The 25,811-nt window shown below is 45.4% G+C and carries 10 protein-coding genes; 4 read left to right on the top strand and 6 right to left on the bottom strand.

The features are described 5' to 3' along the window. Positions 1-54 precede the first annotated feature (54 nt). On the bottom strand, positions 55-2,856 hold the full coding sequence (treY, locus tag AAFP11_RS05785) for a malto-oligosyltrehalose synthase (RefSeq protein WP_341736219.1): 2,802 nt from the start codon (positions 2,854-2,856) through the stop codon (positions 55-57). Positions 2,857-3,224: 368 nt separating this feature from the next. Further along, positions 3,225-5,048 (bottom strand): malto-oligosyltrehalose trehalohydrolase, encoded by a 1,824-nt coding sequence (gene treZ, locus AAFP11_RS05780; protein ID WP_341736163.1) that lies wholly within the window; start codon positions 5,046-5,048, stop codon positions 3,225-3,227. Between the two features lie 321 nt (positions 5,049-5,369). On the opposite strand from treZ, the gene AAFP11_RS05775 reads away from it, so the two are divergent. Continuing rightward, a complete protein-coding gene (locus AAFP11_RS05775) occupies positions 5,370-7,445 on the top strand; it encodes an amylo-alpha-1,6-glucosidase (RefSeq protein WP_341736162.1) in 2,076 nt (691 codons plus the stop codon). 78 nt (positions 7,446-7,523) lie between these two features. After that, positions 7,524-8,564, top strand: a complete 1,041-nt coding sequence (locus AAFP11_RS05770; RefSeq protein ID WP_341736161.1) for a glucokinase — start codon at positions 7,524-7,526, stop codon at positions 8,562-8,564. A 182-nt stretch (positions 8,565-8,746) separates the two neighbouring features. On the opposite strand, the gene AAFP11_RS05765 is transcribed toward AAFP11_RS05770, so the two are convergent. Both AAFP11_RS05765 and AAFP11_RS05760 read right to left on the bottom strand, forming a co-directional pair. Next, positions 8,747-9,205, bottom strand: a complete 459-nt coding sequence (locus AAFP11_RS05765) for an EVE domain-containing protein (protein ID WP_341736160.1) — start codon at positions 9,203-9,205, stop codon at positions 8,747-8,749. Positions 9,206-9,233: 28 nt separating this feature from the next. After that, entirely contained in the window at positions 9,234-11,666 is a 2,433-nt protein-coding gene (locus AAFP11_RS05760) for an FHA domain-containing protein (protein WP_341736159.1), read from the bottom strand. A 705-nt stretch (positions 11,667-12,371) separates the two neighbouring features. Between AAFP11_RS05760 and AAFP11_RS05755 the strand changes: the two genes are divergently transcribed. Together AAFP11_RS05755 and AAFP11_RS05750 are read left to right on the top strand one after the other, a co-directional pair. Continuing rightward, positions 12,372-13,262 carry an alpha/beta fold hydrolase gene (locus AAFP11_RS05755; protein ID WP_341736158.1) on the top strand — a complete coding sequence of 297 codons (891 nt, stop codon included), beginning with the start codon at positions 12,372-12,374 and terminating at the stop codon, positions 13,260-13,262. 197 nt (positions 13,263-13,459) lie between these two features. Then, a complete protein-coding gene (locus tag AAFP11_RS05750; protein WP_340522816.1) occupies positions 13,460-13,585 on the top strand; it encodes a hypothetical protein in 126 nt (41 codons plus the stop codon). A gap of 79 nt (positions 13,586-13,664) precedes the next feature. Here AAFP11_RS05750 and cobA read toward each other — a convergent pair whose 3' ends face one another. Both cobA and AAFP11_RS05740 read right to left on the bottom strand, forming a co-directional pair. Then, positions 13,665-15,266 (bottom strand): uroporphyrinogen-III C-methyltransferase, encoded by a 1,602-nt coding sequence (gene cobA / locus AAFP11_RS05745; RefSeq protein WP_341736157.1) that lies wholly within the window; start codon positions 15,264-15,266, stop codon positions 13,665-13,667. A 513-nt stretch (positions 15,267-15,779) separates the two neighbouring features. Next, positions 15,780-25,769 carry a tetratricopeptide repeat protein gene (locus AAFP11_RS05740; RefSeq protein WP_341736156.1) on the bottom strand — a complete coding sequence of 3,330 codons (9,990 nt, stop codon included), beginning with the start codon at positions 25,767-25,769 and terminating at the stop codon, positions 15,780-15,782. Between the last annotated feature and the right edge of the window lie 42 nt (positions 25,770-25,811).

The raw sequence follows: 25,811 nt of genomic DNA, 5'->3' as shown, positions 1-25,811 counted from the left end.
GAAATCGAAATAATCAATATCTGACGCACCCTACAACTGACGCAACCTATAAGTTTAATTGCTGTTTTCACCAATCAATAAAGCCGCAGGAAAGTAATTCAGAGCTTCAGCAATTGCTAATTGACCGTTACTTTCTACAATCTGATTTGTAATCGCGTCTTTCCAAACAGACGGCATTTCCTCGGACAATTCTAGCTTCGTATCTTTCCAGACTTTTTCGCCTAGTGGCATTTCTTCTGCCTTGACTATCCCAGTCAAAAACCGAGGAGCAATGACAATAGCTGTTGTATTTTCGTAGCTGCGGGCAAAGGCGATGAGATTATCTTTAAATCTCCCAACTACTTCCAGTGGCTGATAATTACCTGCTTGAAAAACTTTCAAGTATTGTTTTCTGGCTTCGAGAACTCTGGTGGTCAAAAACAACTTAATTCTCGCATCTTCTTTGGTTGATATCAAATCTTCAATCAGTTGCAAAATGTCACTTTGAGCTTGTTGTTTAATTTCCTGCAACACCTGAATTCGGCGCTCAAAATCCACTGGACGGCGGTTATCTGGATCGACATGGCTTAAATCCCAAAATTCCGTACCTTGATAAATATCGGGGACACCAGGAGCGGTGATTTTTAGCAATGTTTGAGATAAGGAATTTAAAATTCCATAATCAGCTACTTTTTTCCAGAAAGGTGCGAATTTTTTGAGGAACTGATTTTGTTCACCAGGTTCGAGAACATGATCGACAAAAGTCATAAAGCCAGTCTCGTATTCGTTATCCGGTCTCAGCCAAGCAGTATGAACTTTGGCTTCGCGGACGGCTTTGATCACATAATCTTTCATGCGGTCAATAAAGTCGGTATTTTCGATTTCTTCAAACGGGAAACTACCGATTAAGGTTTGGTAAAAGAAGTATTCATCATTAGTGTCGGGAACCATACGATTCACCAAGTTGACTTTTTTGGAAGAGTTCAACTCTCTCCAAGATTTGACTTGCTGTTCCCATTCATCGGGGATTTCTGACAGTACGTTAATTCGGGCGCGCACGTCTTCGCCACGCTTGGTATCGTGGGTAGCCGTGGCATTCATTTTGTGCGGCCACACTGCTTGCTGATGTTGGTTGAATTGGTGAAATTCAGTGAGGGAGACGCCGAATTGACTGGGGTTTCCTCCCACTTCGTTGAGTGATAACAGTCTGTAATAGACGTATAAAAGTGTGTCTTCAATGCCTTTTGCCATCAAAGGGCCTGTCAACTGCTGGAGTTTCATCACAAAGTGGCGTCGCTGCTCTTTTTGTTCTGTTGTTAAGGTTTCTTCTGCTTCCAACAACAGGATTGTTTCGATGAAATTAAGTTCTTTTAGCAGCAGTGGGATTTGTTGTTTGGCTTTGGCGATCGCATCTTTTACATAAGTGCGATCGGACTCTCTCAAGCCTTCTTGATTAATGTAAGTTCGGTAAACTGGAAAAATTGCCAAAATTGCTGACAAGGCTTTTTCCAAGCCTGGGCGAGTAAAGTCATTTCCCTGTCGAGATTGACCGGATATATTTTTCAAAAGTTGAGCGAGATTGTCTACATCTCCCGCCAAGTTTTTCTCAATAATTAGCCTTTTTTTATCTATAAACAACTGTTCGTAGGGGACGCTGAGCCTAGTGAATCTGTAATATATATCGCTAAATTGCTGTTCGCGATCGGACCTACAAAAAACGCCGTTTACGTAATTCAAAAAGTCGTAACCGCTGGTTCCTTCAATGGGCCAGTAGGAGGGCAAATCTTCTTTGTGTTCGAGAATTTTTTCCACAGTGATGTAAATATCACCGATTCTGTGCCTCAGCCGTTTTAAATATTCTGTGGGATCGTAAAGTCCGTCGATATGGTCAATTCTCAATCCCGTAAATTTTCCTTCTTCAATCAAGTCGAAGATCAGAGCATGATTTTTATGAAAAACTTTTATATCTTCGACTTTTACCGAAATTAGTTCGTTGACAGTAAAAAATCTGCGGTAGTTAATTTCTTCTGCACCAACTTTCCAAAAAGCCAGACGGTAAAACTGCTCGGACAGCAAATCATCCAGTAGGTTAAAGCTTTCGGGATTCCCCTTTTCTCCATTAAAAAAATTGATATTTTCATCTATAAATTCTTTAACAATCGGATTTTGATTGTAGAGTTCCCACAGCAGTCCTTTGACAAAAGCTATCTGATCGTATCTTTCTTTTCCTTTGGTTTCTGAAGGAATATTCTTAATCAGATAAAGAATTCCCAAAAACTTGATAAAATCAGGATGACGTCTGCCTAATTCGCGGCCTAAATGTCCCAAGTTATGACTGATGAAATTCGCGTAGGATTGTATTTTGACTGGCAATTTTAAGCTATAGTAATTGATGCTTAACCCCAGGTCGTTGTATTTTAGTTTAATTTCGCCATTTTCGAGACACTCTCCATAAAAATTACCCAGCAGCGGAGCCAGCACTCGACCTCTGAGATGTTCGTAACCGTGATCCCATTCAATATCGAAGTAATCGAAATAGTCGGAATCTGGTCCGTGTTCCAATACATCTAACAACAGCAAGTTTTGAGTGTCGTAAGCCATGTGATTTGGGACGATATCTTGCAACCATCCCATTTTTCGGTTGTGGATTTCGTCGGTGAGTGCTTCAAAGTCTTCTGAGGTTCCTAATTCGGGATTGAGCTGATTTGAGTCAACTACATCGTAGCCGTGGCTGCTGCCTTTTCTGGCTTTAAATATTGGTGAAGCGTACAAGTCGGTAATGCCTAATTCTTCTAGATAGCTAACGATTTGTCTGGCGGCTTCAAAGTTAAAGCCTGCATGAAATTGAATCCGATAAGTTGCTGTGGGAATTCGCATCATGTTAATTTTACTCCTAATTTTTTATGGTTTTTTATTTTAAAGAGGAGGCTGAGCCTCCGGGACTGCATTCCCTGGCTGAGCCTGGGAACGAGAGAAACGAGAGAAACCAGAGAATTTTACTCCTAATTTTTTATGGTTTTTTATTTTAAAGAGGAGGCTGAGCCTCCGGGACTGCATTCCCTGGCTGAGCCTGGGAACGAGAGAAACGAGAGAAACCAGAGATAAAGAGGAGGCTGAGCCTCCGGGACTGCATTCCCTGGCTGAGCCTGGGAACGAGAGAGACAAGAGAAACCAGAGATAAAATACTTCTTTCTGGTTTCTAGGAAGAGCCTGAGAACAGATATCTAGAGGCTCTGCCTCCTGTTTTAATCTAATTCATAGAGCGCAAAACTATGGGGTGTGACAATCAATTCTGGGTCAGAAGTTATTTTTTCTGGCAAGGTGGAACCTGGCCCCATCCATTTTGCCTCAGCAGAGTCTAAAATCTTTTTCCAATTGCCTTGGGGAAGTTCTGGCGTAAAAGCAACCTGTTGTTGGTTGAAGTTTAGAATGCAGAATATCTGGCTGTCATCTGTCCACCGACGTAGAAATAAGATTTTTTCTGCTTCGATGCTGGAAACTTCTAGGCTGGTTTTATCCAGTTTTTTAAGGGCGGGTATGGTGCGCCGCAGTTGAATTAAATGTTGGTGCCATTCCCAGAGAATTTTATGTTTGCCTTTTGTTGGTAGTTCCCAGTTTAACTTGCACTTTTGGAAACTGTCTGGACTCTGGGGGTCTTGAAATTCGCCTCGTCCTTCAAAGATTTTAAATTCTTGTTGTTTGTCTTTGCGAATCGCTTCAATTAAGTTTTCGTCGGAGTGTGAAACGAAGTACAAAAATGGTGCTTCTTCTCCGTATTCTTCTCCCATAAATAGGAAAGGAATGTAGGGAGAACTTAAGACAGTGCCGGCGGCGAGTTTGAGGGCTTCAAAATCAACTATTTTTGAAAGTCTATCTCCCAAAATACGGTTGCCGATTTGGTCGTGGGTTTGGGAAAATACGACGAATTGATGGGCTGGTACATCCTGGGCAGAACTGCCGTGTTTTCGCTTTCTGTGGGGGGCGTATTGACCGGAGTAAACAAAGCTTTCTCGGTAGGATTTTTCTAATTGTTCGCACTTGCCGAAGTCTTGGTAGTATCGGTCGTTTTCTCCTGTGAGAAGTGCGTGCAGTGCGTGATGGAAATCGTCGCACCACTGGGCATTTAGTCCGAATCCTCCTAGTTCTTTAGGACGCAGAACGCGGGCATCATTTAAGTCGCTTTCTGCTATTAAATAAAGTTGCCGTCCTAACTGTTGAGAAAGGTCGTAGGTGGCATCGGCTATTTCTTGCAAAAACGGTCTGGCAGTTACTTCAAATATTGCTTGAATTGCGTCGAGTCTCAGGCCATCGATGTGATAGTCTCGAAACCAGTATAGGGCGTTTTCCAGAAAGTAGTGGCGGACTCCATCGCTGTAGGCGTCGTCGAAGTTGAGGGGGTCTCCCCAAATTGAGCCGTATTTGGAGGTAAAGTATGGGCCGAAGTCACGGAGATAGTTTCCTTCTGGGCCGAGGTGGTTGAAAACTACATCAAGAATTACTGAAATACCTTGTTTGTGGCAGGCGTCGATCAGTTTTTTGAAGCCTTCGGGACCACCGTAGGAGTTTTGGACTGCGTAGGGATATACGCCATCGTAGCCCCAATTGCGATCGCCTGGAAATTGGGCGACGGGCATAATTTCTAGAGCGTTGATTCCCAGTTCTTTGAGTTGCTTTAGTTGGGGAATTATGGCTTCAAAGGTTCCGGCTTCGGTGAATGTGCCGACGTGGAGTTCATAGATGATGGTTTCTGCTAGTGGCACGCCTTGCCAATCTTTATCTGTCCAGGTAAAGGCGCTTTCATCTATGACTTGGGAAGGGGAGTGTACGCCTTGGGGTTGATATTTGGAGGCGGGGTCTGGTCTGTGGATGTTGCCTTCTAGTTGGTAGGTGTAGAGGGTTCCTGGTGGGATATCTGTAGCGGTGGTTTGCCAATACCCGGTGGCGGATTGTTGCATGGGGAGCAGGCGTTTGTCTGGGGAAACAAGTTGAACTGCTACTTGTTTAAGGGTGGGGGCCCAAACAGTAAATTCGCATTGATTGTTGCCAAGGTAGTTTGCTCCTATCTTCATTTTAAGTTCTGTTCCCGATCGCATAGGTTGGCGGTATGACTAAAAATGCTATTTTGGCAATAGGTCTGTTGAGCCCCGATCGCCAACCAGCCTGTTTTACAAGTAATATAACTTAAAAGAGTAACAGACAACTAACTTTAGACTGAACCACATTTACAATTTTTGGCTTCGGCTAAATTAGTAGTGGATTCCATTTACATTAAAGCATGAATCTGGTTTGCCCGATCGCCAAATTAGTCCTCTTTAAGGGTGACTATTTTTGGGGAAAATAATGTTTAAAATAGATCTAAAGGTAGATGACAAGTCAGCGAGTGTATTCCTATGGTTATTGCTTTTGGACGGGAAATCTGCTGCAATCTGGACTCGGCGGAGTCTCGCGAATGGTTGGTGACAAACGGGATCGGCGGTTATGCTAGTGGGACGATCGCCAATCTCCTCACTCGTCGCTATCACGGTCTGCTGGTGGCTGCACTCCAACCCCCGCTGGGACGCACTTTGATGCTCGCCAAACTGGACGAGACGGCGGTGTATCACGATCGCGCCTATCCTCTTTATACAAATCGCTGGGCCGACGGGACGATCGAACCCCACGGCTACAACTACATCGAAAGCTTTCACCTGGAAGGTACGACACCTGTTTGGAGATTTGCGCTGGCGGACGCTATCCTAGAAAAGCGGATTTGGATGCAACAAAGTGCTAACACAACGTATATTCAATATCGTTTGCACCGCGCCTCAAAACCGATCGCCCTGGCTGTCAAGGCCCTGATCGACTATCGCGACTATCACCACATCACCACGGCGGACGATTGGCAAATCGGTCTAGAAACAGTGGAAAAAGGCGTGTGTGTGACTGCATTTAACAAAGCTGCACCCCTCTACCTGCTAACTGATGCCCCACCAGAGGCGAAATTTCGAGTTTCTACGCCCTTATACAATTGGCACTACGGATTTGACCTCGCAGCCGAAAGGCGGCGGGGATTGGAGTGTTGTGAGGATCATCTGCACGCAGCGACTTTCCATTTTGCGATCGCACCGGGAAACTCTCTCACTTTGATAGCCAGCACAGAGAAAAATCCCCTGTTAAACGGCGATATCGCTTTAGAAATCCGTCGCACCTATGACCAAGAAGTGCTGGAAAAATGGTCAAATGTGAGAAAAAATCCCGATTGGATAAATCACTTAGTGCTAGCCGCCGACCAATTTATCGTCAGTCGCCCGCTACCAGAGGAACCGGAGGGCAAAACTATCATCGCCGGATATCCCTGGTTCAGCGACTGGGGGCGGGATACGATGATTGCTCTACCAGGTCTCACAATGTGTACGGGGCGATCGTCCATTGCTCGATCGATCCTGCGAACTTTTGCGCGGTATGTCGATCGCGGGATGTTGCCAAACCGCTTTCCCGATCGCGGTGGTGCCCCGGAATACAACACCGTAGACGCGACCCTGTGGTACTTTGAAGCAATTCGCGCTTACATAGATGACACCGGAGACGACGAACTCTTGACCGAACTCTGGCCGACATTATGTGAGATTGTGGATTGGCACATCAAGGGTACTCGGTATAACATCCACCTCGATGCCGAGGACGGTTTGATCTACGCCGGGGAAACGGGGGTGCAACTGACTTGGATGGACGCAAAAATCGGCGATTGGGTGGTGACACCGCGGATTGGTAAGCCGATCGAAATCAGCGCTCTTTGGTACAATGCCATACAAGCAATGGTCAGTTTTGCTCAAAAATTGGGAAAACCTGACTATGAATACCAGAAATTAGCCCGTGGCACAGCAGCCGGATTCACTCGTTTCTGGAACGACAGGAAAGGTTACTGTTACGATGTTCTCGACGGCCCAGACGGACATGATGACCGACTGCGGCCCAACCAGATATTCGCCGTGTCTCTACCCCTAGACTCAAGTTGTCTGCCATCGCCCAACTCCTTGTCACCAAAAGAGATGGGGGCTAAGCATGGGCCGCGGTATACACCTTTACTCACGCCCGATCGATGTCGGGGCGTGGTAGATGCCTGCGCTCAACAACTTCTGACTTCCGTTGGCCTTCGCAGCCTCTCGCCGGAAGACGCGCAGTATCGGGGCGACTACGGAGGCGATCCATTGCAGCGCGACAGCGCCTATCACCAAGGCACGGTTTGGGGATGGCTGATTGGGCCCTTTGTGTTGGCTCACTTGCAGGTATACAAAGACCCAGCACAAGCTCGCGAATTCCTAGCACCAATGGCACATCATATATTAGCTGGCGGAGTTGGCAGTTTGGGTGAAATTTTTGAGGGCGATGCACCCCATTCCCCAAGGGGCTGCACTGCACAAGCTTGGACAGTCGCTGAGGTGCTGCGGGCTTGGTTGGCAATTCAGAGGACGGATAGTTATAGTTGACAGTTGACAGTTGACAGTTGACAGTTAACAGTTGACAGTTAACAGTTAACAGTTAACAGTTGGTTTAATCGGAGGTTTATGGCATTATTATTGGCTGGTGACATTGGCGGAACTAAGACGATTTTACGCTTAGTGGAAAAGACTGTTGAGGGTGAAATGAAACCTCTTTATGAGTTGCGCTATCCCAGTGGAGAGTTTCCAGATTTAGTGCCGATGGTGCAGCATTTTTTGGCGGAAGCTGCTGTGAAGCTGGACTTGGCACCAGTACCGGAAACAGCTTGTTTTGCGATCGCAGGCCCTGTCCTTAACAATACTGCCAAACTGACGAATTTGCCTTGGCAGCTTGAGGTAAAGCGTCTCGAACAAGAATTAGGAATATCTCACGTTAGTTTAATTAATGATTTTGTCGCCATTGGCTACGGCGTGTCTGGTTTGGATGGGACAGATTTGCACACTTTGCAAGTCGGAAAACTCCGAGAACGCGATCCAATTGCAGTGATTGGTGCGGGTACTGGTTTGGGCAAATGTTTTGCTATTCCCGACACCAATGGGCTCAGAGTTTTTTCTTCCGAAGGGGGACACGGTGACTTTGCACCTCGCTCCGAGTTGGAGTTTCAATTGCTGAAATATTTGTTAGCAAAACACGACATTCCCAGAATATCCATCGAGCGAGTAGTTTCGGGCCAGGGAATTGTGGCAATTTATCAGTTTTTGCGGGACATAAAATTTGCGCCGGAATCAGCGGAGGTAGGGAAAATTATTAAACAATGGGAGTCAGAAATTGGGAAAACTGAAAAAACGGTCGATCCCGGAGCGACAATTGCCAAGGCGGCACTGGAAAAGTGCGATCGACTTTCGGAACAAACTATGCAAATGTTTGTAGAAGCTTACGGCGCTGTGGCGGGAAATATGGGTCTTACCCTTTTACCCTACGGCGGTTTGTACATCGCTGGTGGCATTGCTGCTAAAATTTTGCCACTGATGGAAGAAGGCAGTTTTATGCGGGCGTTTACCCACAAAGGGCGGATGGATTCGCTATTGGAAATGATACCAGTTCACATTGTTTTGAATAGCAATGTAGGGTTGATTGGAGCGGCAGTTTGTGCAGCGGGTCTTTAGGCTATCTTAAGTGGATGAGGGGGGCGGGCACTCTTGACACCGCCCCTACAAAATTATGATTTGTCTGAGAATGAAACAGCCCTGGGATGCCAGGGGGATCTAGACTGGTTGATACTCCCCATCAAATTTTATGCGATCGTAAATATCCCTTAAACTAATTTGAAACTTAACCGACTCTAAAATCAACATATCATCCTCAGATTCAAAATCTTCTTAGCCGCGGCTTCAGAAACCGGCATCACCGATAACCGATTGCCTTTCCTCACCACCAAAAGCTCATCGGGACTAAAATTTTCCTTCAGTTCATCCAAAGATATTAATTTTACAAATTCCTCCACAAACTCCACTCTCACAGTTTGCCAGCGAGGCGCTGCGAAGGTGGATTTAGCATCATAATATTCACTATTTGTATCGAACTGAGTTGGATCGGGGATATTAGTTTCAACGACACGCATCAAGCCGACTATCCCCGGTATCTTAGTATTAGAATGGTAAAAAAAGACTAAATCGCCCTGACTCATTTCTCGCATAAAATTCCGAGCTTGATAATTACGAACGCCATCCCAGAGCGAAATCCCATCTGATTTCAAATCCGCAACACTATAAACATCCGGTTCCGACTTCATCAACCAATAATTCATACAATCTATTCGCTATCCTCAGAATATTCTATTTACCTCCCACTAGCTTCATCATTTTTTTAACCAGATTTGATATCCGATCGAAGAATTGGAACAAAATATGCTTCCATTTCTGCAAGCACACAGTTAAGATTAAATAAACCACAATATGCACGCACAAAATCCCCCAATTTAAACTCAAATTTTCCCAAGTGGGATCGTAAACAGGAGTAGGCTCAAAGGGCTGAGGAAGCGTACTCCCATCGGGCAATTTAGTAGCTGCGGGAACCATGGCATTGACATTAACTAAAGAGCCATAGGCACCCACAGACCAGCGGCTTAACATCAACCAAGAAAATTTACTGGCGGCACCTTCCATCTTAAACAAAACTCCAGAAAATATAATCTGAGGTAGTAATAACAGAGGTAAAGCGCTATTAGCTTGAGAGCCATTTTTGACGATGGCTGAAACCACTAATCCGAGACTGACGCAACTAAGTAAAGTCAGAAAAGTGGTAATGCTTACTCCCACAGGCCAGGAAATTAAACTCGGTTCTGGATGTTTAAAAGCAATCAAAATTATTGCTACCATTAAGATAGTTTGCAATAGGGCTAACCCGGACAGGATTAAAACTTTTGAACCTACATAGGCAAATAATCCTAAATTGACTAAACGTTCGCGGAGATAAATAGCTGATTCTTTGACAATTTCTTGGATAGAAGTTGCCAATCCTACCCAAATGGCTGCACAGGTAAAGACAAACAAAACTCGCAAGGCTAAAGGTGCTAAAGTTGCTTCCGGTGCGCCAATTAACGGGTCTTTGTCTCTGACTGCAAGCCGCAGTAAACTAATGCCTATCGGCGCAGTTAAAAGAGCTAAACTTAAGTTAACGCCGTCGCGGCAAACTAGCTGGAAATAACGTTGAGCAAGTATAACCAGTTGTTGGATAAAAGATACAGATTTTGGCTGGGGAGGGGGTGTAGATTTTTTTTGTGGGGTATTTGTGGTCTTGTCTATGCTGAAATGATTTTCAATGTATTGCTGATTATAGGGAGAATTACTAAACTTATCCGCCCAGCTTTGAACGTTGCTTTCTTCTGTTTCTAGTTCGTTGTAAATGTCGGCAAAATCACCAGTTTTAACATCAAAAAAGTCTAGGGCTATCTTTGGTGGCCCGAAGTAACAGAGGCGACCGCCACGACCCATAAATACGATACGATCGCACATGGTGATATTTGCTGTGGCGTGAGTGACTAAAATCACCGTCCGACCTTGACTTGCCAACTTTCGCAACAGTTGCATCATCTTTTTATCCAAACCGGGGTCTAGTCCTGATGTCGGTTCGTCTAAGAAGAAGAGTTTCGGGTTGGCTAACAGTTCGACTCCGATACTAACCCGTTTGCGCTGTCCGCCACTAAGTTCTTTGACTAAAGCCTTGCTGCGGTGAGTCATTTCAATATCTTCTAAGGTTTTTGCGACTACTTGCTTAACATTTGTATCGGGTGGTAGACGTAGTTTAGCTGCATAGGTTAATACTTCTTCTACTTTCAAATCTGCGTGGATAATATCATCTTGAGGGACGTAACCAATTTGATTGCGATAAATATTGAAGTTTTTTCTGAGGTCGTCGCCGTTGATATAAACGACACCGCTAGTAGTTTTTTCAATTCCTAATAGTGTCCGCATTAAAGTAGATTTTCCCGCGCCGCTACCGCCTACTAAGGCGACAAATTGCCCTGGTTCGATCGCTAATTTGATCCGCCTTAAACGCTTGGGAATCACCAGACAGTCAGCATCCAAACGAATTTGATTGCCGGAGTCTTGCATCTCCAACTCGCCATTGTGGTAAATTAGAGTAAACGGACCGATCCGAATGGCATCTCCCTCGGACAATTGTAGAGAATTTGTGACTCGCTGACCGTTAACAAACACGCCGTTGGCGCTGTGGTCTCGTAAAATATAATTACCGCGACTGTCTTGGTCAATGGTGGCGTGGCGTCTGGACACAAGGGGAGAGTCTAATTGCAGTGCTGCATTCGGATCGCGACCCAACAATACAGACCGATTTTTGAGGGAAATTGACTGTTTGTTTGATGCTACAACTTGATTTGCAGTGGGGTTAAAATATGTCAGTAAAACTTGATTTTTTGGGTCAAGACCGATTTTAATTTCTGTACCATTTTTCAGACAATAACCGTCGTTGGGAGTGATGCGCGTGCGATCGACAAATAGGCCATTAGTGCTTGGCTGTTGACCGTTACCGTCGTAAATCCAGTAATTATCACCTACTTGGCGCAAAACAGCGTGAACGCTGGAAACTGCGCGCCAGAGTTCAGGTACGATTAAATCGGCACGAGTGCGATCGCGCCCCAATACGTGTTGCTGCTGTGTCAACTCAAACTGTAAAACTTGGCCTTGACTATTTAAGACTAAATATGGTCGATTGCTTAAAGCTGTGGGTTGTCCTATGCTGCCTGTCATACTTCAATCGCGTTTGTGAGACTCACTTTGTTAGCATATCAAAACCTGGACAACTATAACGACAAAAGATTGTTCACAAAACTCACATTACGCACCAGAAATTTTAATATTTAATTTCAAGAATATAGCAATCCTTGCAGGAGTCGTAAAGTTTTTACCCCACCCCAACCCTCCCCTTACTAAGGGGAGGGGGTAAGAGAGAAATTTCACAAATGATTTAGGATTGCTATAGATGTCTCCCAAACAGATAGTCAAAAACAGGCCCTACAGCCTGTTCCACAGGAATTATGGGGGATGTGCGATCGAACTTTTTTCGGATTTACGCGGAGGTGAGAATCAGTTTTTTTTGTGAGAATACTCGTTCTTGCTCAATATTTGATAAACAACCCGGTTTCTTGAGTGCTATTCCATAAGTCCTATTAAGTAAATCCACTTAATTAAACGTAAAATACGGATGACCGAAAAGCTGACTGCATAAGTCTTCTTCCTTCTTCCTGAATTTCCCCCCTTGGGGGGGCTGGGGGGGGTGACTTCTTCCTTCTTCACATCGATCTTCTTCCTGAATTTCCCCCCTTGGGGGGGGCTGGGGGGGGTGACTTCTTCCTTCTTCCTTCTACTTATCTTCTAGATTCTAGCGGAGGCAGTAGCTCAAGCCGCGCGATCCTGCTACGATCGAATTAGTTAACAAAACTTTGCATAACTGCCGTGACTACACAACAGCTAGTATCAGCCAACAGCTTAGAAAAATTAATTTGGACATGGCGCGGCCACAAAATTCAATATACAGTCCAAGGAACAGGCCACCCTCTCATCTTAATTCACGGCTTTGGAGCTTCGATCGGACATTGGAGAAACAACATCCCCGCCCTGGCTGCTGGCGGCTACCGAGTATTCGCCCTAGACTTGCTGGGATTCGGTGCTTCTGCTAAGCCAGCTCTAGATTACAGCCTAGAGTTGTGGGAAGAATTGCTGACAGATTTTTGGACGGAGTTGGTACAGGAACCGGCGGTGTTTGTCGGGAATTCCATCGGCGCTTTGCTGAGTTTGATGGTAGTCGCCAATCATCCCGAAATATCCGCCGGCGCAGTCTTGATTAATTGTGCTGGTGGGCTCAACCACCGTCCCCAAGAACTTAACTTTGTTCTGGGATTCGTGATGGGGACTTTTGCTAAATTAGTTCGATCGCCCATTTTTGGCCCATTGCTATTCCACAACATCCGCCAAAAACACCGCATCCGCAACACCCTGCGCCAAGTCTACGGGAACCAGGAAGCCATTACGGAGGAACTTGTAGAACTCCTCCACGCCCCCTCCTGCGATCCGGGAGCCCAACAGGTTTTTGCGTCGATTCTGACAGCCCCCGCAGGTCCTCAACCCTCGGAATTGCTGCCCAAAGTCGATCGCCCCTTATTGGTGCTTTGGGGTGCAGATGACCCCTGGACTCCGATCGCAGGTAGTAAAATCTATCAGGATTTGGCCGATAATGGGCGATCGGTCAAATTTGTTTCGATTCCCAACACAGGGCACTGTCCCCACGACGAACGCCCCACTCAAGTCAATGCTCTGATTTTGGACTGGATGGCCCAGTTGAATTGATGAGTCTCCCCAGCATCCCGATCCTTTGTGCCGAAGGCTTTCAAGGCTGATGTTTCCGCTGTTAGAAGACTTGCCAAAAAAAGTTTTGTAAAAAGTCTTGACAGGGTTGGCTGAGTCGGCTAGAGTAATGGACGTGTGAGGAGCGAACCAGAAAAAGCACCGAGACGAAACACGGCCAGTCGTCGGTGCTTTTTCTGTTGAAACCATTTTTTTTAAGTTTTAAATTATCAAAGGCTGTTAATAGTTGGGTTGCTGGTTGTTTGACTGAGGCGATCGCATTGGGCGTTGATGCTGGTAGGGCGATCGACCAATCAAAAACCTAGGCAATTAGCTGACCTGTCATGGGAAAATTAAAGTCTTCCTAAAAGAACGGGACTTTAGACTCAAATTTTTGGTAATAAACTACAAACTTGGATTTTCTGCAACCCATTGAACGATCGCCTCACTGAGCCCATCCAAGGTATATTCCTTAGCTTCCACATCTAATTTACCCAAAAAATTATAGCAACTTTTGGAAGTTTCCGGTCCGATGGAAGCGATGCAAACATTTTTCAACCAATCCTGATTGCGAGACAATTCTGGGCTGTGTTCTATCAGTTTACAAAAATTTTGTACGGTTTTGGAACTGGCAAAGGTTATAATATCAACTGCTCGATTTTGCAGCGCAGCTAAGGCGATCGGATCGATGTTTTCGGGACAGCAAGATTGATAGGCTGGTGCTTCGATGACTTGGGCTCCTTTGGCGGTGAATTCTTTGACTAAAACTTCTCTGCCACCACTTTCTACTCTGGGAAATAGGATTTTGCAGTTGGTAGGGGCGATGCCCCCGCGCTCGCCCTCCACGCCCTCCCAGGGGAAGTTTTCGACTAGGGAATCGGCGACAAAGTTGGGGGGAATAAAGTCTGGTTGCAAAGAGTGCGATCGCAAGGTTTCGGCTGTTTTTTTGCCGACAACTGCAATTTTAATTCCGAACAAGCTGCGGGCATCTTTGCCACTGGTTTCTAGTCTTTCAAAAAAGTAGTCTACCGCGTTGGTGGAAGTGAGAATTAACCAGTGAAAGCTTGACAATTGGGCGATCGCGCTGTCCAATGGTTCCCAGGTGGAAGGGGGACCAATAACTAGGGCCGGCATTTCGATGGCGCGGGCTCCTTGTTGCTGGAGGCGATGGGTAAATTGACCAGATTGAGAAGCTGCACGAGTGACTAAAATAGTTTTGCCTGCTAGCGGCAATGGGTTCTTATTAAGAGTGATATTTATGTCGATCATGTTGGTGCTTTCGGGCTGGATTAAATATTCGCGTAATCTTACTACTTCCCCAATAATTATCACACAAGGTGACAGAGATTGATCTGTAGTTTTGGATATAATATCGGAGAGATTACCCAGCCAAATTCGTTGTTCTGGGCGGCCGCAATCTCGGATAATCGCGATCGGAGTTTGGCTGGATAATCCATGCTTTTGTAATTGCCAAACTATTTCACCCAAATTGCGCCCTCCCATCAATATTACCAAGGTTTCAATCTTGACTAATGCTTCCCATTCCAGAGCATCTGGTTCGTGGGCGCTCATCACTGCAAAACAGCGGCTCATTACTGGATCGGTGAGGGGAATTCCTGCTAGCAATGGTGCGGCGAAGGCGGAGGAAATTCCCGGTATGACTTCAAAGTCACAGTCCCCTGCGATTAATGCTTGAATTTCGGAGCTAGAACGTCCAAAAATAAAGGGGTCGCCACTTTTGAGGCGGACTACTTGTTTGCCTCTGTGGCAGTATTCTACTAGCAAACGGTTGATTTCTTGTTGTTGAGTTGAGGGTTTGCCTCCGCGTTTTCCGACTTCGATTTTGAGGCAAGTTACGGGGATTAATTCTAGTTGGGGGATATCGACTAGAGCGTCGTAGATTAAGACTTGGGCTTGGGAGAGCAATTTTTGCGATCGCACTGTCATCAAATCACAATCTCCGGGCCCCGCACCGACTAGATAAACTTTGCCTTTTTGGTTTTTCATAAATCGTCCTCAGTGATATACTTGATTAGGAGTTACCCAATTGTCACAATTAGTAAGGTGCGTCAGATCTCTAAACCCTGCATAATTGTTTGAGAAATTCACCTAACGCACCCTACAATTTTAAGGAATAAGACTGTATAAGCATTCTTCCTTCTTCCTTAATTTGATAGCAGCAAATCCCCAGCATCAAATTAGGCTAATTGTAATTTAAACCTACATTTTATATCAAATCCGGTAGCATCTGAATTATTCAGATTTCTATTCTCTCCCTCTGTGTCCTCTGTGTTCTCTGCGGTTAAATCATTCCAATACAACCGGAAACGATATTATTTGTAGGGGCGGGTTCGCCAACCATACATAATAATCACCGACAATTAATATAAACCCGCCCCCGCCCCACCGTAAATCTGAATGTACATTAATATTGTTTGTTGGGTGAGAGTGAGAGAGGGCGGGTTTTTGAAATTGTTAGTTTTGGGGCGATTATTGTTGATGAACCCGCCCCTACGGGAATTATGTATATAGCCCGCCAATCACATCCAAAAAACGCTTAACCTGTTTTTCCCAAGTCCAATCAAGCATGAAATTCGCCGCAGCTAAACCGCGACTTTTAGCTTGTTCCCGATTAGTATAAACTTGTTCCAAAGCCTCGACGACTTCATCAACATCAGACTCTCCCCAGCCTTCTATACCTGAAAAATGAACAGTAGGTTTAACTCGTCCCTGACTTGATAAAGGATAGCAATTATTGCTATGAATCAAATCTAAATGACCAGTATTTGCTGATAGTATAGTAGGAATTCCGCAGGCCATGCTTTCCATTGCAACTAAATTAGTGCCGCCTTCGCAGCGATTGGTGAAAACGGCTGCATCGGCTTCTCGCAATATTTGTCCGGCGAGATGATTGGGAATTAAGCCAATGTCGATAAAAGAGTCAACAGGTAAACCGTTAGCTACTAACCATGGGGCAATTCCTAAACTGCCATCGCGGTTAATATTGGGAAGTCCGATGACGTTTCCGGTTTGTTCTATTCCTAACATATATTGAGGCCAGAAGTTGTGCCATGCTGTTAGTAATAATGCTTCGGGATGTTTTTTGTGAAAGCGTTTGTAAGCGGCGACAATAATATCTTGACCTTTGCGATATTCTAGTTTGCCGCCGGAGAAGATGACAAAGCGATCGCCAAATAGATTAGATTTGGGTGCAGGATGGAAAATTGCGGGGTCAATGCCTTGATTTACCATCGCCACATTAGTCAAGCCGTAGCTTTTCAAAACATCGGCATTCCAGTGGGAACCGGCGACAATCGAACTATATTTTTTGGCTTTTTCTAATGCTTCTGCTGTGATTATAGTGTCTTCAAAAAAGATGACTCCTACTGGAAAGTCACTGGTAATTTGATTTTCCACACCAGATGATACTAAATTATTGCCCAGGGCGTAAAGTGCTGGAAAGTTGCAATTGATTTGTTTGTCTGAATTGGCTGCTACTAATTCTTGAAACTGTTTCTGTTTTTCTAATAATGGTAATAACAGTGTTTTGTGCAGCGGATTGATAATTTCTGAGATGGAAGGTGGTGCTAATAGTGCAACTTCCCAGGCGGGATTTGCCGCCAGTTGCAGTGTTAAATTCATGCCGTAAATTCCCCAGCCGCTGGTGACGCTGACTGGCCAGGTGATACCAATTCCTGTTAGTTTTTGGGGTGTTTGTGTGGGTTGAATTTGAGGCTGAGCCTCTGGATCTGCGTTCCCAGGCTGAGCCTGGGAACGAGGGCCTGTTTTCAAACCCGGAGATCCCCCCCAGCCCCCCTTAACAAGGGGGGAGAATTCACTCAAAGTCCCGCTTTTTAAGGGGGATTTAGGGGGATCTGAATCTAATTGGAAAGCTTGAAAACACTCCCTAGGGGTTAGTGGGGGCGTTTCTGGGGCTTGAATTTGAGGCTGAGCCTGGGAACGAGTAATTTGAGGCGGAGCCAAAGCATCTGCGTTCCCAGGCTGAGGCTGGGAACGAGGGCCTGTTTTCAAACCCGGAGATCCCCCCCAGCCCCCCTTAACAAGGGGGGAGAATTCACTCAAAGTCCCCCTTTTTAAGGGGGATTTAGGGGGATCTGAATCTAATTGGAAAGCTTGAAAACACTCCCTAGGGGTTAGTGGGGGCGTTTCTGGGGCTTGAATTTGAGGCTGAGCCTGGGAACGAGTGGAAATTAGGTGTTCTAAGGCTGTTTTTAGACGATCGCACACTCCCTCCCAATCACCCGCTTTTTGCTGCCTAAACAGCCTGACAGTGGGATACCAAGGACTATCTTCACGCTCCAACATCCACCGCCAATCGGGCACAAAAGAGAGCAAAATCCACACTGGTTTTCCTAAAGCACCGGCTAAGTGGGCGACAGCAGTATCCACACAAATTACTAAATCCAGTTGGGAAATAATGGCTGCGCTGTCGGCAAAATCTCCTAACTCTGGGCTCAAATCCTGCACTTGCTGTTGATTTAATAAAGTGCGATCGCCCGGTGACAAGTCTTTCTGAAGGTTATAAAAACTCACTCCTGGCACGTTTAAAAACTTCCTAAAATCCTTCAACGTACAGGAGCGAACGGGATTTTTTCGGTGCAGCGGGCTACCAGACCAAACAATCCCTACTTTGAGTTGATTATTGGGTTCTATGGAATATTTAAAATCCTGTACGGGAGCTATGTAAGGAATATTAACTGGTACATTTTCTAAGGTAGTACCCATAATTTTTGGTAGACTCAATAGTGGGGCGTGCAGTTGAAATTCTCGCAAATCCTTTGGCTTCGTTACTACACAATCTATGCCTGCAACTCCTTCAAATAAACGCTGCAAAGATTGATGACAAGCAACAATAACTTTGCCTCCTTTTTGCTTGACTAAATGTGCGTAGCGGATAAAATGAATGGCATCGCCAAAACCTTGTTCTGAGTGCAGCAAAATAGTTTTTTCCTGGAAATTACCACCATCCCAAAGTGGTTGGGCGAAATATCTGGATTCCAATTCTTGAGTTTGCCAGCGGCATTCATATTCAGCAAAACCGCGGGAAAAATTGCCAGTTGAAAGCAAGGCTAAGGCTAGTCTCAAATGAGTATGCGCTGAGTCTGAAGATAATTGAATTGCGCGATCGTAATATTCGATCGCAAGAGCAACTTTTCCCTCTTCTTCGAGGGCGTAACCTAAGTATAAGTTGGTTTCACCTTGATTGGGGTCGATTTCTAGGGCTTGTTGATAATGGGAAATTGCCTCGGATATTAGCCCGTCTTCTTGTTGGAGATAGCCTAAATGACTGTGGGCTTCTGGGTGACTGGGATTCAGCGCAATTACTTGTTTATATCGGGCGATCGCTGCTGCTTTTTTACCCTGTTTGTTGAGAGCATTTGCTATGTGAAATTCTACCTGGGCGGGTGATAATAAATTAGACTTTAGGGTTGGTGGATGGTGCGTGCCCGCCCTGTCTTGTGGATGGTGCGTGCCCGCCCTGTGTTGTAAGGCTGTTTTTAGGCGATCGAATACTCCCTCCCAATCACCAGGTTTTTGCTGGCGAAACAACCGTGCTGTCGGATACCAAGGGCTATCTTCTCTGTTCAACATCCACCGCCAATCGGGTACAAAAGAGAGCAAAATCCAGACTGGTTTTCCCAAAGCACCGGCTAAGTGGGCGACAGCAGTATCTACAGAAATTACTAAATCCAATTGTGCTATCACCGCTGCGGTATCGGCAAAATCCTTCAAATTATCGCTTAAATCTGTGACTGGAATTTGATTTAATAAAGTGCGATCGCCCGCCGATAATTCTTTGTGAAGACTGTAAAAACTTACTCCTGGAATATCTAACAATTTCAGAAAATAGCTTAAATCAGTCGATCGCATAAAATCTTTCAAATGTTCCGAACTCCCAGCCCAAACAATCCCTATTTTAAAATTTGGGTTTGAATCTAGGGAGAAATTCCCGTCAGCAGGAGGCGATAAATAAGGAATATTTGCCGGGATATTTTCTAAGTTTGTTCCCAAAATATAGGGCAAACTCATCAGCGGTGCTTGTAACTGAAATTCCGGCAACTCTTCTACTTTAACTACTACTTGTTCAATTCCCGGAATTGTTTGGAATAAACCCTTGAGTTCTGGATAGCAAGAGACCAATACTTTAGCACCTTTTTGCTGGAGAATGGAGGCGTAACGTACAAAGTGAATCGCGTCGCCAAAACCTTGTTCGCAACGTAACAAAATTGTTTTTCCTGCCAAATCAGAACCATCCCAAACTGGCTGTGTCAAAGGGAACCAGTCCAATTGTTTTCCCTGCTCTGTTTCCCATCGCCATTCATACTCAGCAAAACCGCGCTCGAAGTTTCCTTGCAACAGTAATGCTAAGCTTAAATTGAAATGAGCTTTACCACATTTTGCATCAAGTTTCAAGGCTCGTTCGTAAGAGGCAATTGCTTTGGGTATGTCGCCAATTCCTTCTAAAGCACTGCCTAGATTATTCAAACTTTCCACAGAATCTGGCTGCAAAACTAAGGCGGTTTCTAAATTATCAATTGCTGATGGGAATTCGTGTAATTTTAAGTACAAATTACCCAAATAATAGTATCCTTGCGAGTTGTCAGGTTCTAGGTAAATGCACTGTTGATAAAAGCGTTTAGCCTCTTCTGGCTGACCTTTGGCTTCCATTGCCACGCCCAGATTTATCAGTGCTGGCACGTAATTAGAAGTAGCAAAAAGCGCTTGCTGAAAATAAGCGATCGCACTGGAAAATTCTCCCTGCTGCTGGAGAATTGAGCCGAGATTGTTCAGAGCTTTGACATAGAGTGGATTCAGGGCGATCGCCTTTTGAAAACAAGACACAGCCTCGGCCATATGCCCCTGAGATTGGTGCAAAATACCCAAGTTGTTGTATCCTTGAGGGGAGTCTGGGTCGATTTCTATGGCTCGTAAATAATATCTGGCTGCCTCGGTAAAATCGCCGATTTGGTGCAGCGTCACCGCCAAATTAGTTGTAGCTGCTATCAAATCTGGCTGATAAACTAAAGCTTTTTTAAAATAGGCGATCGCGTCAAAAAAATCACCCTGGGACTTCAGCAGATTTCCCCGATTAAACTGTTGTTGAGCTAACTCTAGAAGGGACTGATTTTCGATTAAATTTTCATCGGGTTGATGCTCGCAAATCTGAGCTTTTAGTGCTAAAGCCACCCGCCCAAAAACCCCTTCCCAATCCCCGGCTTTTTCTTGTCGAAACAACCTCGCCGTCGGATACCAAGGACTCTCTTCCCCCTCCAACATCCAGCGCCAATCGGGGGTAAAACAAAGTAAAATCCACACTGGTTTCCCCAATGCACCAGCCAAATGGGCAACAGAAGTATCCATGGAAATGACTAAATCCAGAGCCGAAATGGCCGCGGCTGTATCAGCAAAATCATGCAAATAAGCACTTAAATCTGCAATCTGCATTTGCTCTAATAAGGTACGTTCTGCTTCTGGGCATTCCTTTTGTAAGCTGTAAAACTCTACTCCCGGAATATCTAAGAGTTTTACTAAGCAAGTTAAGGGAAATGAACGCAGGTTATTTTGGGAATTTTTAGGATTTCCAGACCAGACAATTCCTACTTTTAAATTGGAAGTTGCATGAAGAGTAAATTCTAGACCTGGTGGCGGTGCTAAATAGGGAACCTGGGCGGGTATAGTTGCTAAGGTGGTACCCAAAAGGTGAGGCAAACTCATTAATTGGGCGCGCACATCAAAATCCGGGGCTGCTTCTGGATCGACTATTAATCGATCGATGGCCCAAACCTGTTCAAATAAGCGCTGTAATTGGGGCGAACACCAAACAATGACGTTGCCGCCTTTTTGCTTAACTAAATCTGCGTAGCGGATAAACTGAATGGCATCGCCTAAACCCTGTTCTGGGCACAGCAAAATAGTTTTTCCCTCCAAATCTTTGCCATCCCAAAAAGGCTGGATAAAGTTATTAGTGGGAAACTGTTTTTCTTGAACGAGCAGCCGCCATTCATACTCGGAAAAACCGCGTTCAAAATCTCCCATCAGCAGCAAAGCTAAAGCGAGATTTAAGTGAGCTTCTGGATGAGTTTTATTGAACTCAACTCCGTGACTGTAGCAGGCGACAGCATCTGTAAACTGTCCTTGTTGCCGCAAAGCATTTCCCAAACCGTTGCAGGAATTAATTCCATCGGGTTGAAGTTCGATCGCCCGTTGGTAACATTCGATCGCCTCTGCCATTTTGCCATCATCCTCAAAAGCCTTACCCAGATTGTTCAAAGCTGTTGGGAAGTCTGGTTTGAGACTCAAAGCTTGGTGATAGCAGGCGATCGCCTTGGCAATTTTTCCCTGTTTCTGAAACACAATTCCGAGATTACAATGAGCCTCAGCATGGGATGGCAATTTCTGAATCGCTTGCTGACAAACGGCTAGAGCCTCATCTAACTTTCCTTGCTGTTGCAGCGAACTCCCCAAACTAATCAGAGTTTCTGCTAAACTCGGTTGCAGTGCAGTCGATCGCTCGTAATACGCGATCGCCGAGGCAATTTTTCCCTGTCGAATAGTAGCGTAGGCTAGATTGTGCAAGGCTTCAAAGTAATTCGGTTCGATCGCGATCGCCCGTTCATAATTGGCGATCGCCCGATCGTAAAACTCCTTGGCTTCCCCTTCTTTATCCCCTTGTTTTTCCAAAGCAATGCCCAAATTCAAGTAAGCTTCAGGACAATTAGGATTAACTTGAATCCCTTGCTGATAGCAGTTTATCGCCTCCGCCAACTCCCCTTGGGCTTCCCGCGCCAGCCCCAGATTAATCCAAGCTTCGGCGCAATTAGGGTTTAAACTCAAAGCGCGATCGTAAACTGCGATCGCATCTGCTGTTTCCCCTGCATCCGCCAGAGCACTCCCCAAATTGCTGAGAGTTTCCGCCAAATTCGGCTCAAGGGCTAAAGCTTGGCGGTAATGGGCGATCGCCTGTGGGAGCAAACCCATTTGTTGTTTAACAACACCCAAATTGCTGTACGCCATGGGGTTATGAGAATCGATCGCGATCGCCCTTTCATAGCATTCGATCGCACCCGCAAACTTGCCTTGTCGCTGCAAATCACGCCCCTCCAGCAACGCTGCATCGGCCAAATCCGAAGGCGCGCCATGCTGAGAAACCGCCAGCCCCAGAGCCTGTACCACCCGCCCAAAAACACCCTCCCAGTCGCCCCTGATCGACTGACGGAAGAGCCGCGCCGTCGGATACCAAGGACTGTCTTCCCGCTCCAAAAGCCAGCGCCAATCGGGGGAAAACGCCAGCAAAATCCACACTGGTTTGCCCAAAGCCCCCGCCAAATGGGCAACAGCGGTATCGACGGTAATCACTAAATCCAGTTGAGCGATCGCGGCTGCGGTATCAGCCAAATCCCCCAAATGGGGGCTCAAATCGACGATCGAGGTTTGATGTAACAGCGTGCGATCGGCCTGTGACAGCTCTTTCTGCAAGCTATAAAAACTCACCCCTGAAACGTCCAAAAGTGGCAGAAATGCGCTCAAACTGCAAGAACGCTGCATATTTTTGCGATGTTTAGGATTTCCCGCCCAGACAATCCCCACTTTGAATTTGCGTCCTGGTAATAGAGCCAATTGACAATCTGCTGGGGGTGTTAAATAAGCAGTATTTGCAGGTATTGTTGACTTAGTTGTACCGAGAATGTATGGCAAACTCAACATCGGCGCTTGCACATCAAATTCGGGGATTGGCTCGCCTTTAACTATTAGTAAATCAATGCCATCAACGGTGGCAAACAAGCGATGTAATTGCGCGTAACAGCCAACAATTACTCGTCCACCTTTATTTTTGACGATCGCAGCATAGCGCACAAACTGAATGGAATCGCCCAAACCTTGTTCGGCGTGGAGTAAAATCGTCTTTCCTTGCAAATCTGAACCATCCCAAAGGGGCCGATATTCTCTGGCGGAAATTGTATCATCTGGCCCCGTCAAGAAACCGGAATGACTTGTGTGAAATCCTTGAATTTTCCAGCGCCATTCGTATTCAGCCAAACCATTTTCTAAGTCTCCCACCAACAACAAAGCCAGGGACAAATTCAGACGAGCGCTAGCGTGTTCTGGATTCAAAGATATCACTCGTCGATAACAGGCGATCGCATCTTCTACCGCACCTTTTTCCAGAAAAGTCCGGCCTAAATTGTTGATAGCTTCCACAAAATCTGGTATCAATTCCAGAGCTTTGTGATAATATTCCAGGGCATCTTCTAAATTCCCCTGTTCTTGCAATACTGTCCCCAGATTGTTTAAAGCTTCCCAGCTATGGGGTTGAACTTCCAGCGCTCGCCGATAGAGATTTACAGCCTCTAAAAGTTCGCCATTTTCTTGTAGCGCCACCGCCAAATTTATCAGTGCAGGTACGAAATCTGGTTGCACCGCCAGAGCTTTTTGGTAATGTTCGATCGCATCTTGTGCTTGACCTTTTTCTTCAAATATTTTTGCCAAATTGTAAGCTGTTTGAGGAATATTCTGGTCGAGTTTCCAAGCTTCTCTATAGTGCGGGATTGCTGCATCTAATTCTCCCTTTTCTTGTTGGAGAAAACCCAAGTTAATTCGGGCTTGGACGCAATTGGGGACAGTAGAGATAATCTGTTCATAAAGGGCGATCGCCTCTTCTTTTTCGCCACTTTCCATTAAGGAGTCTGCTTGCTGCAATTGTGCTTCTATATTAGCAGACACCAATAAACTTAAAGCAGCTTTCACATCCTCAAACAATGCTTGCCAATTTTCCGGCTGACTTTGGCGAAACAGTCTCGCCGTCGGATACCAAGGATTGTCCTCTCTATCTAGCAGCCAACGCCAGTCAGGAGCAAAGGAAAGTAACACCCAAACTGGTTTTCCCAAAGCACCAGCCAAATGTGCAACGGAGGTATCAACGCTGATGACTAAATCCAGTTGAGAGATAGCAGAAGCCGTATCAGCAAAGTCGTTGAGATGGGGACTTAAATCCGGGACTAGGTGTTGATGTAATAAAGCGCGATCGTCCTCGGACAAGTTTTTTTGTAAACTATAAACAGCGATTCCCGGCACATCTAAAAATTGCATAAAATCGCTCAAATTGCAAGAGCGTTGAGCATCTTTTCGGCGTTTAGGATTTCCCGCCCACACAATTCCCACCTTCAATTTAGCATCAGAAGCTAGGGCAAATTTGCATTCAGCAGGCGGGGCTAAGTAAGGAATATTTGCCGGGATTGTTTCCAAAGTTGTCCCCAAAATATAAGGCAAACTCATTAACGGTGCGTGAACATCAAAGGCCGGCAAATCTTTAAAATTAAGTGACAAATATTCCACCCCAGCAACTGTGGAAAATAACCGCATCAATTCTGGATAGCAAACCAATATCACTTTTGCCCCTTGACTGTAAAGCATCGGCGCGTAGCGAATAAACTGAATCGAGTCACCGAAACCTTGCTCAACGTGGAGTAAAATAGTTTTTCCCTGTAAACTCGAACCATCCCAAACTGGTTGGGTAAATTGTCTCGGTTGTAGTTGGGAAGTGCGCCACCGCCACTCATACTCAGCAAAGCCGCGTCGCAAATCTCCGAATAATAACAAACTTAGGGCAAATTCTACGTGGGCTGTACTGTTTTCTGGCTGCAATTCTAAGGCTCGACAATGACAGGAGAATGCTGATTTAAATTGTCCGATATCGACAAAAGCATGACCCAGATTATTAATTGCATCGATTAAATCTGGTTTTAATTTTAAAGCTTGTTGGTAATAGGATATTGCTAGCTGTATTTTGCCTTGTTCGTGGTATCCTGCGCCGATGTTATTCACGCATTCAGCATTGTTGGAATCTAGTTTTAGGGCTTGTTGATAACAGTCAATGGCTGCTTGAAATTCACCTTGCTGTTGCCATACTGTTCCTAAAGCGATTATGGTATTGATTAAATCAGGATTGGTCTCTAAAGCTTTTTGGTAGCAAGCAATGGCGGCCTGGGTTTGACCTTGTTCTTTGAAAAGATTACCTAAATTATGGGCGATTTCGCTCCAGGTTGGTTCTAGTTTCAGGGCTGTTTGGTAGTAGCTAATAGCGGCGTTGGTATCGCCCTGTTGCTGTTTTAGCCAGCCGATATTTTTGTGGGCTAATGCTGTATGGGGAGCGATTTGAAGGACTTGTTCGTAGGAGGCGATCGCCCTTTGATGTTCGCCAAGATCGAGCAAAACATGAGCCTTGTTTAAATGCGCTTCTACAAAATCTGGCTGTTGGGCGATCGCTTGTTCATAAAAGGCGATCGACTCGGCCATTTTACCCTGCTGTCTCACAGCGATTCCCAACAAACAAAGCACATTCGCAGACTCCGGGTGTACGGCTATGACTTGTCGGTACAAACTTTCAGCTTCTAACAAACGCCCCGCTTGGTGATATTCCCAAGCAATTTTCAAAGACTCTTCCACATTCAGTTTACTGACAGGTTGTTGTGATTTATTTTGAGAAGCCATAGTTATCTTTGTTGTTTGGGATTTCGCTAACTTGTAGTTGCC

Origin of the sequence: Microcoleus sp. CAWBG640 (assembly GCF_020883015.1) — a bacterium.
In the GTDB taxonomy this organism is placed as follows: Bacteria; Cyanobacteriota; Cyanobacteriia; order Cyanobacteriales; family Microcoleaceae; genus Microcoleus; species Microcoleus anatoxicus.
Note: the sequence above shows the minus strand (reverse complement) of the source record. Positions and strands in the feature narration are given on the sequence as shown.

Excerpts from the sequence above, each read along its gene's own strand:
- AAFP11_RS05760 (WP_341736159.1), bottom strand. The coding sequence starts at position 11,666 with ATGACAGGCAGCATAGGACAACCCACAGCTTTAAGCAATCGACCATAT.
- cobA (WP_341736157.1), bottom strand. The coding sequence starts at position 15,266 with ATGAAAAACCAAAAAGGCAAAGTTTATCTAGTCGGTGCGGGGCCCGGA.
- AAFP11_RS05765 (WP_341736160.1), bottom strand. The coding sequence starts at position 9,205 with ATGAATTATTGGTTGATGAAGTCGGAACCGGATGTTTATAGTGTTGCG.
- treZ (WP_341736163.1), bottom strand. The coding sequence starts at position 5,048 with ATGAAGATAGGAGCAAACTACCTTGGCAACAATCAATGCGAATTTACT.
- AAFP11_RS05770 (WP_341736161.1), top strand. The coding sequence starts at position 7,524 with ATGGCATTATTATTGGCTGGTGACATTGGCGGAACTAAGACGATTTTA.
- treY (WP_341736219.1), bottom strand. The coding sequence starts at position 2,856 with ATGCGAATTCCCACAGCAACTTATCGGATTCAATTTCATGCAGGCTTT.
- AAFP11_RS05775 (WP_341736162.1), top strand. The coding sequence starts at position 5,370 with ATGGTTATTGCTTTTGGACGGGAAATCTGCTGCAATCTGGACTCGGCG.
- AAFP11_RS05740 (WP_341736156.1), bottom strand. The coding sequence starts at position 25,769 with ATGGCTTCTCAAAATAAATCACAACAACCTGTCAGTAAACTGAATGTG.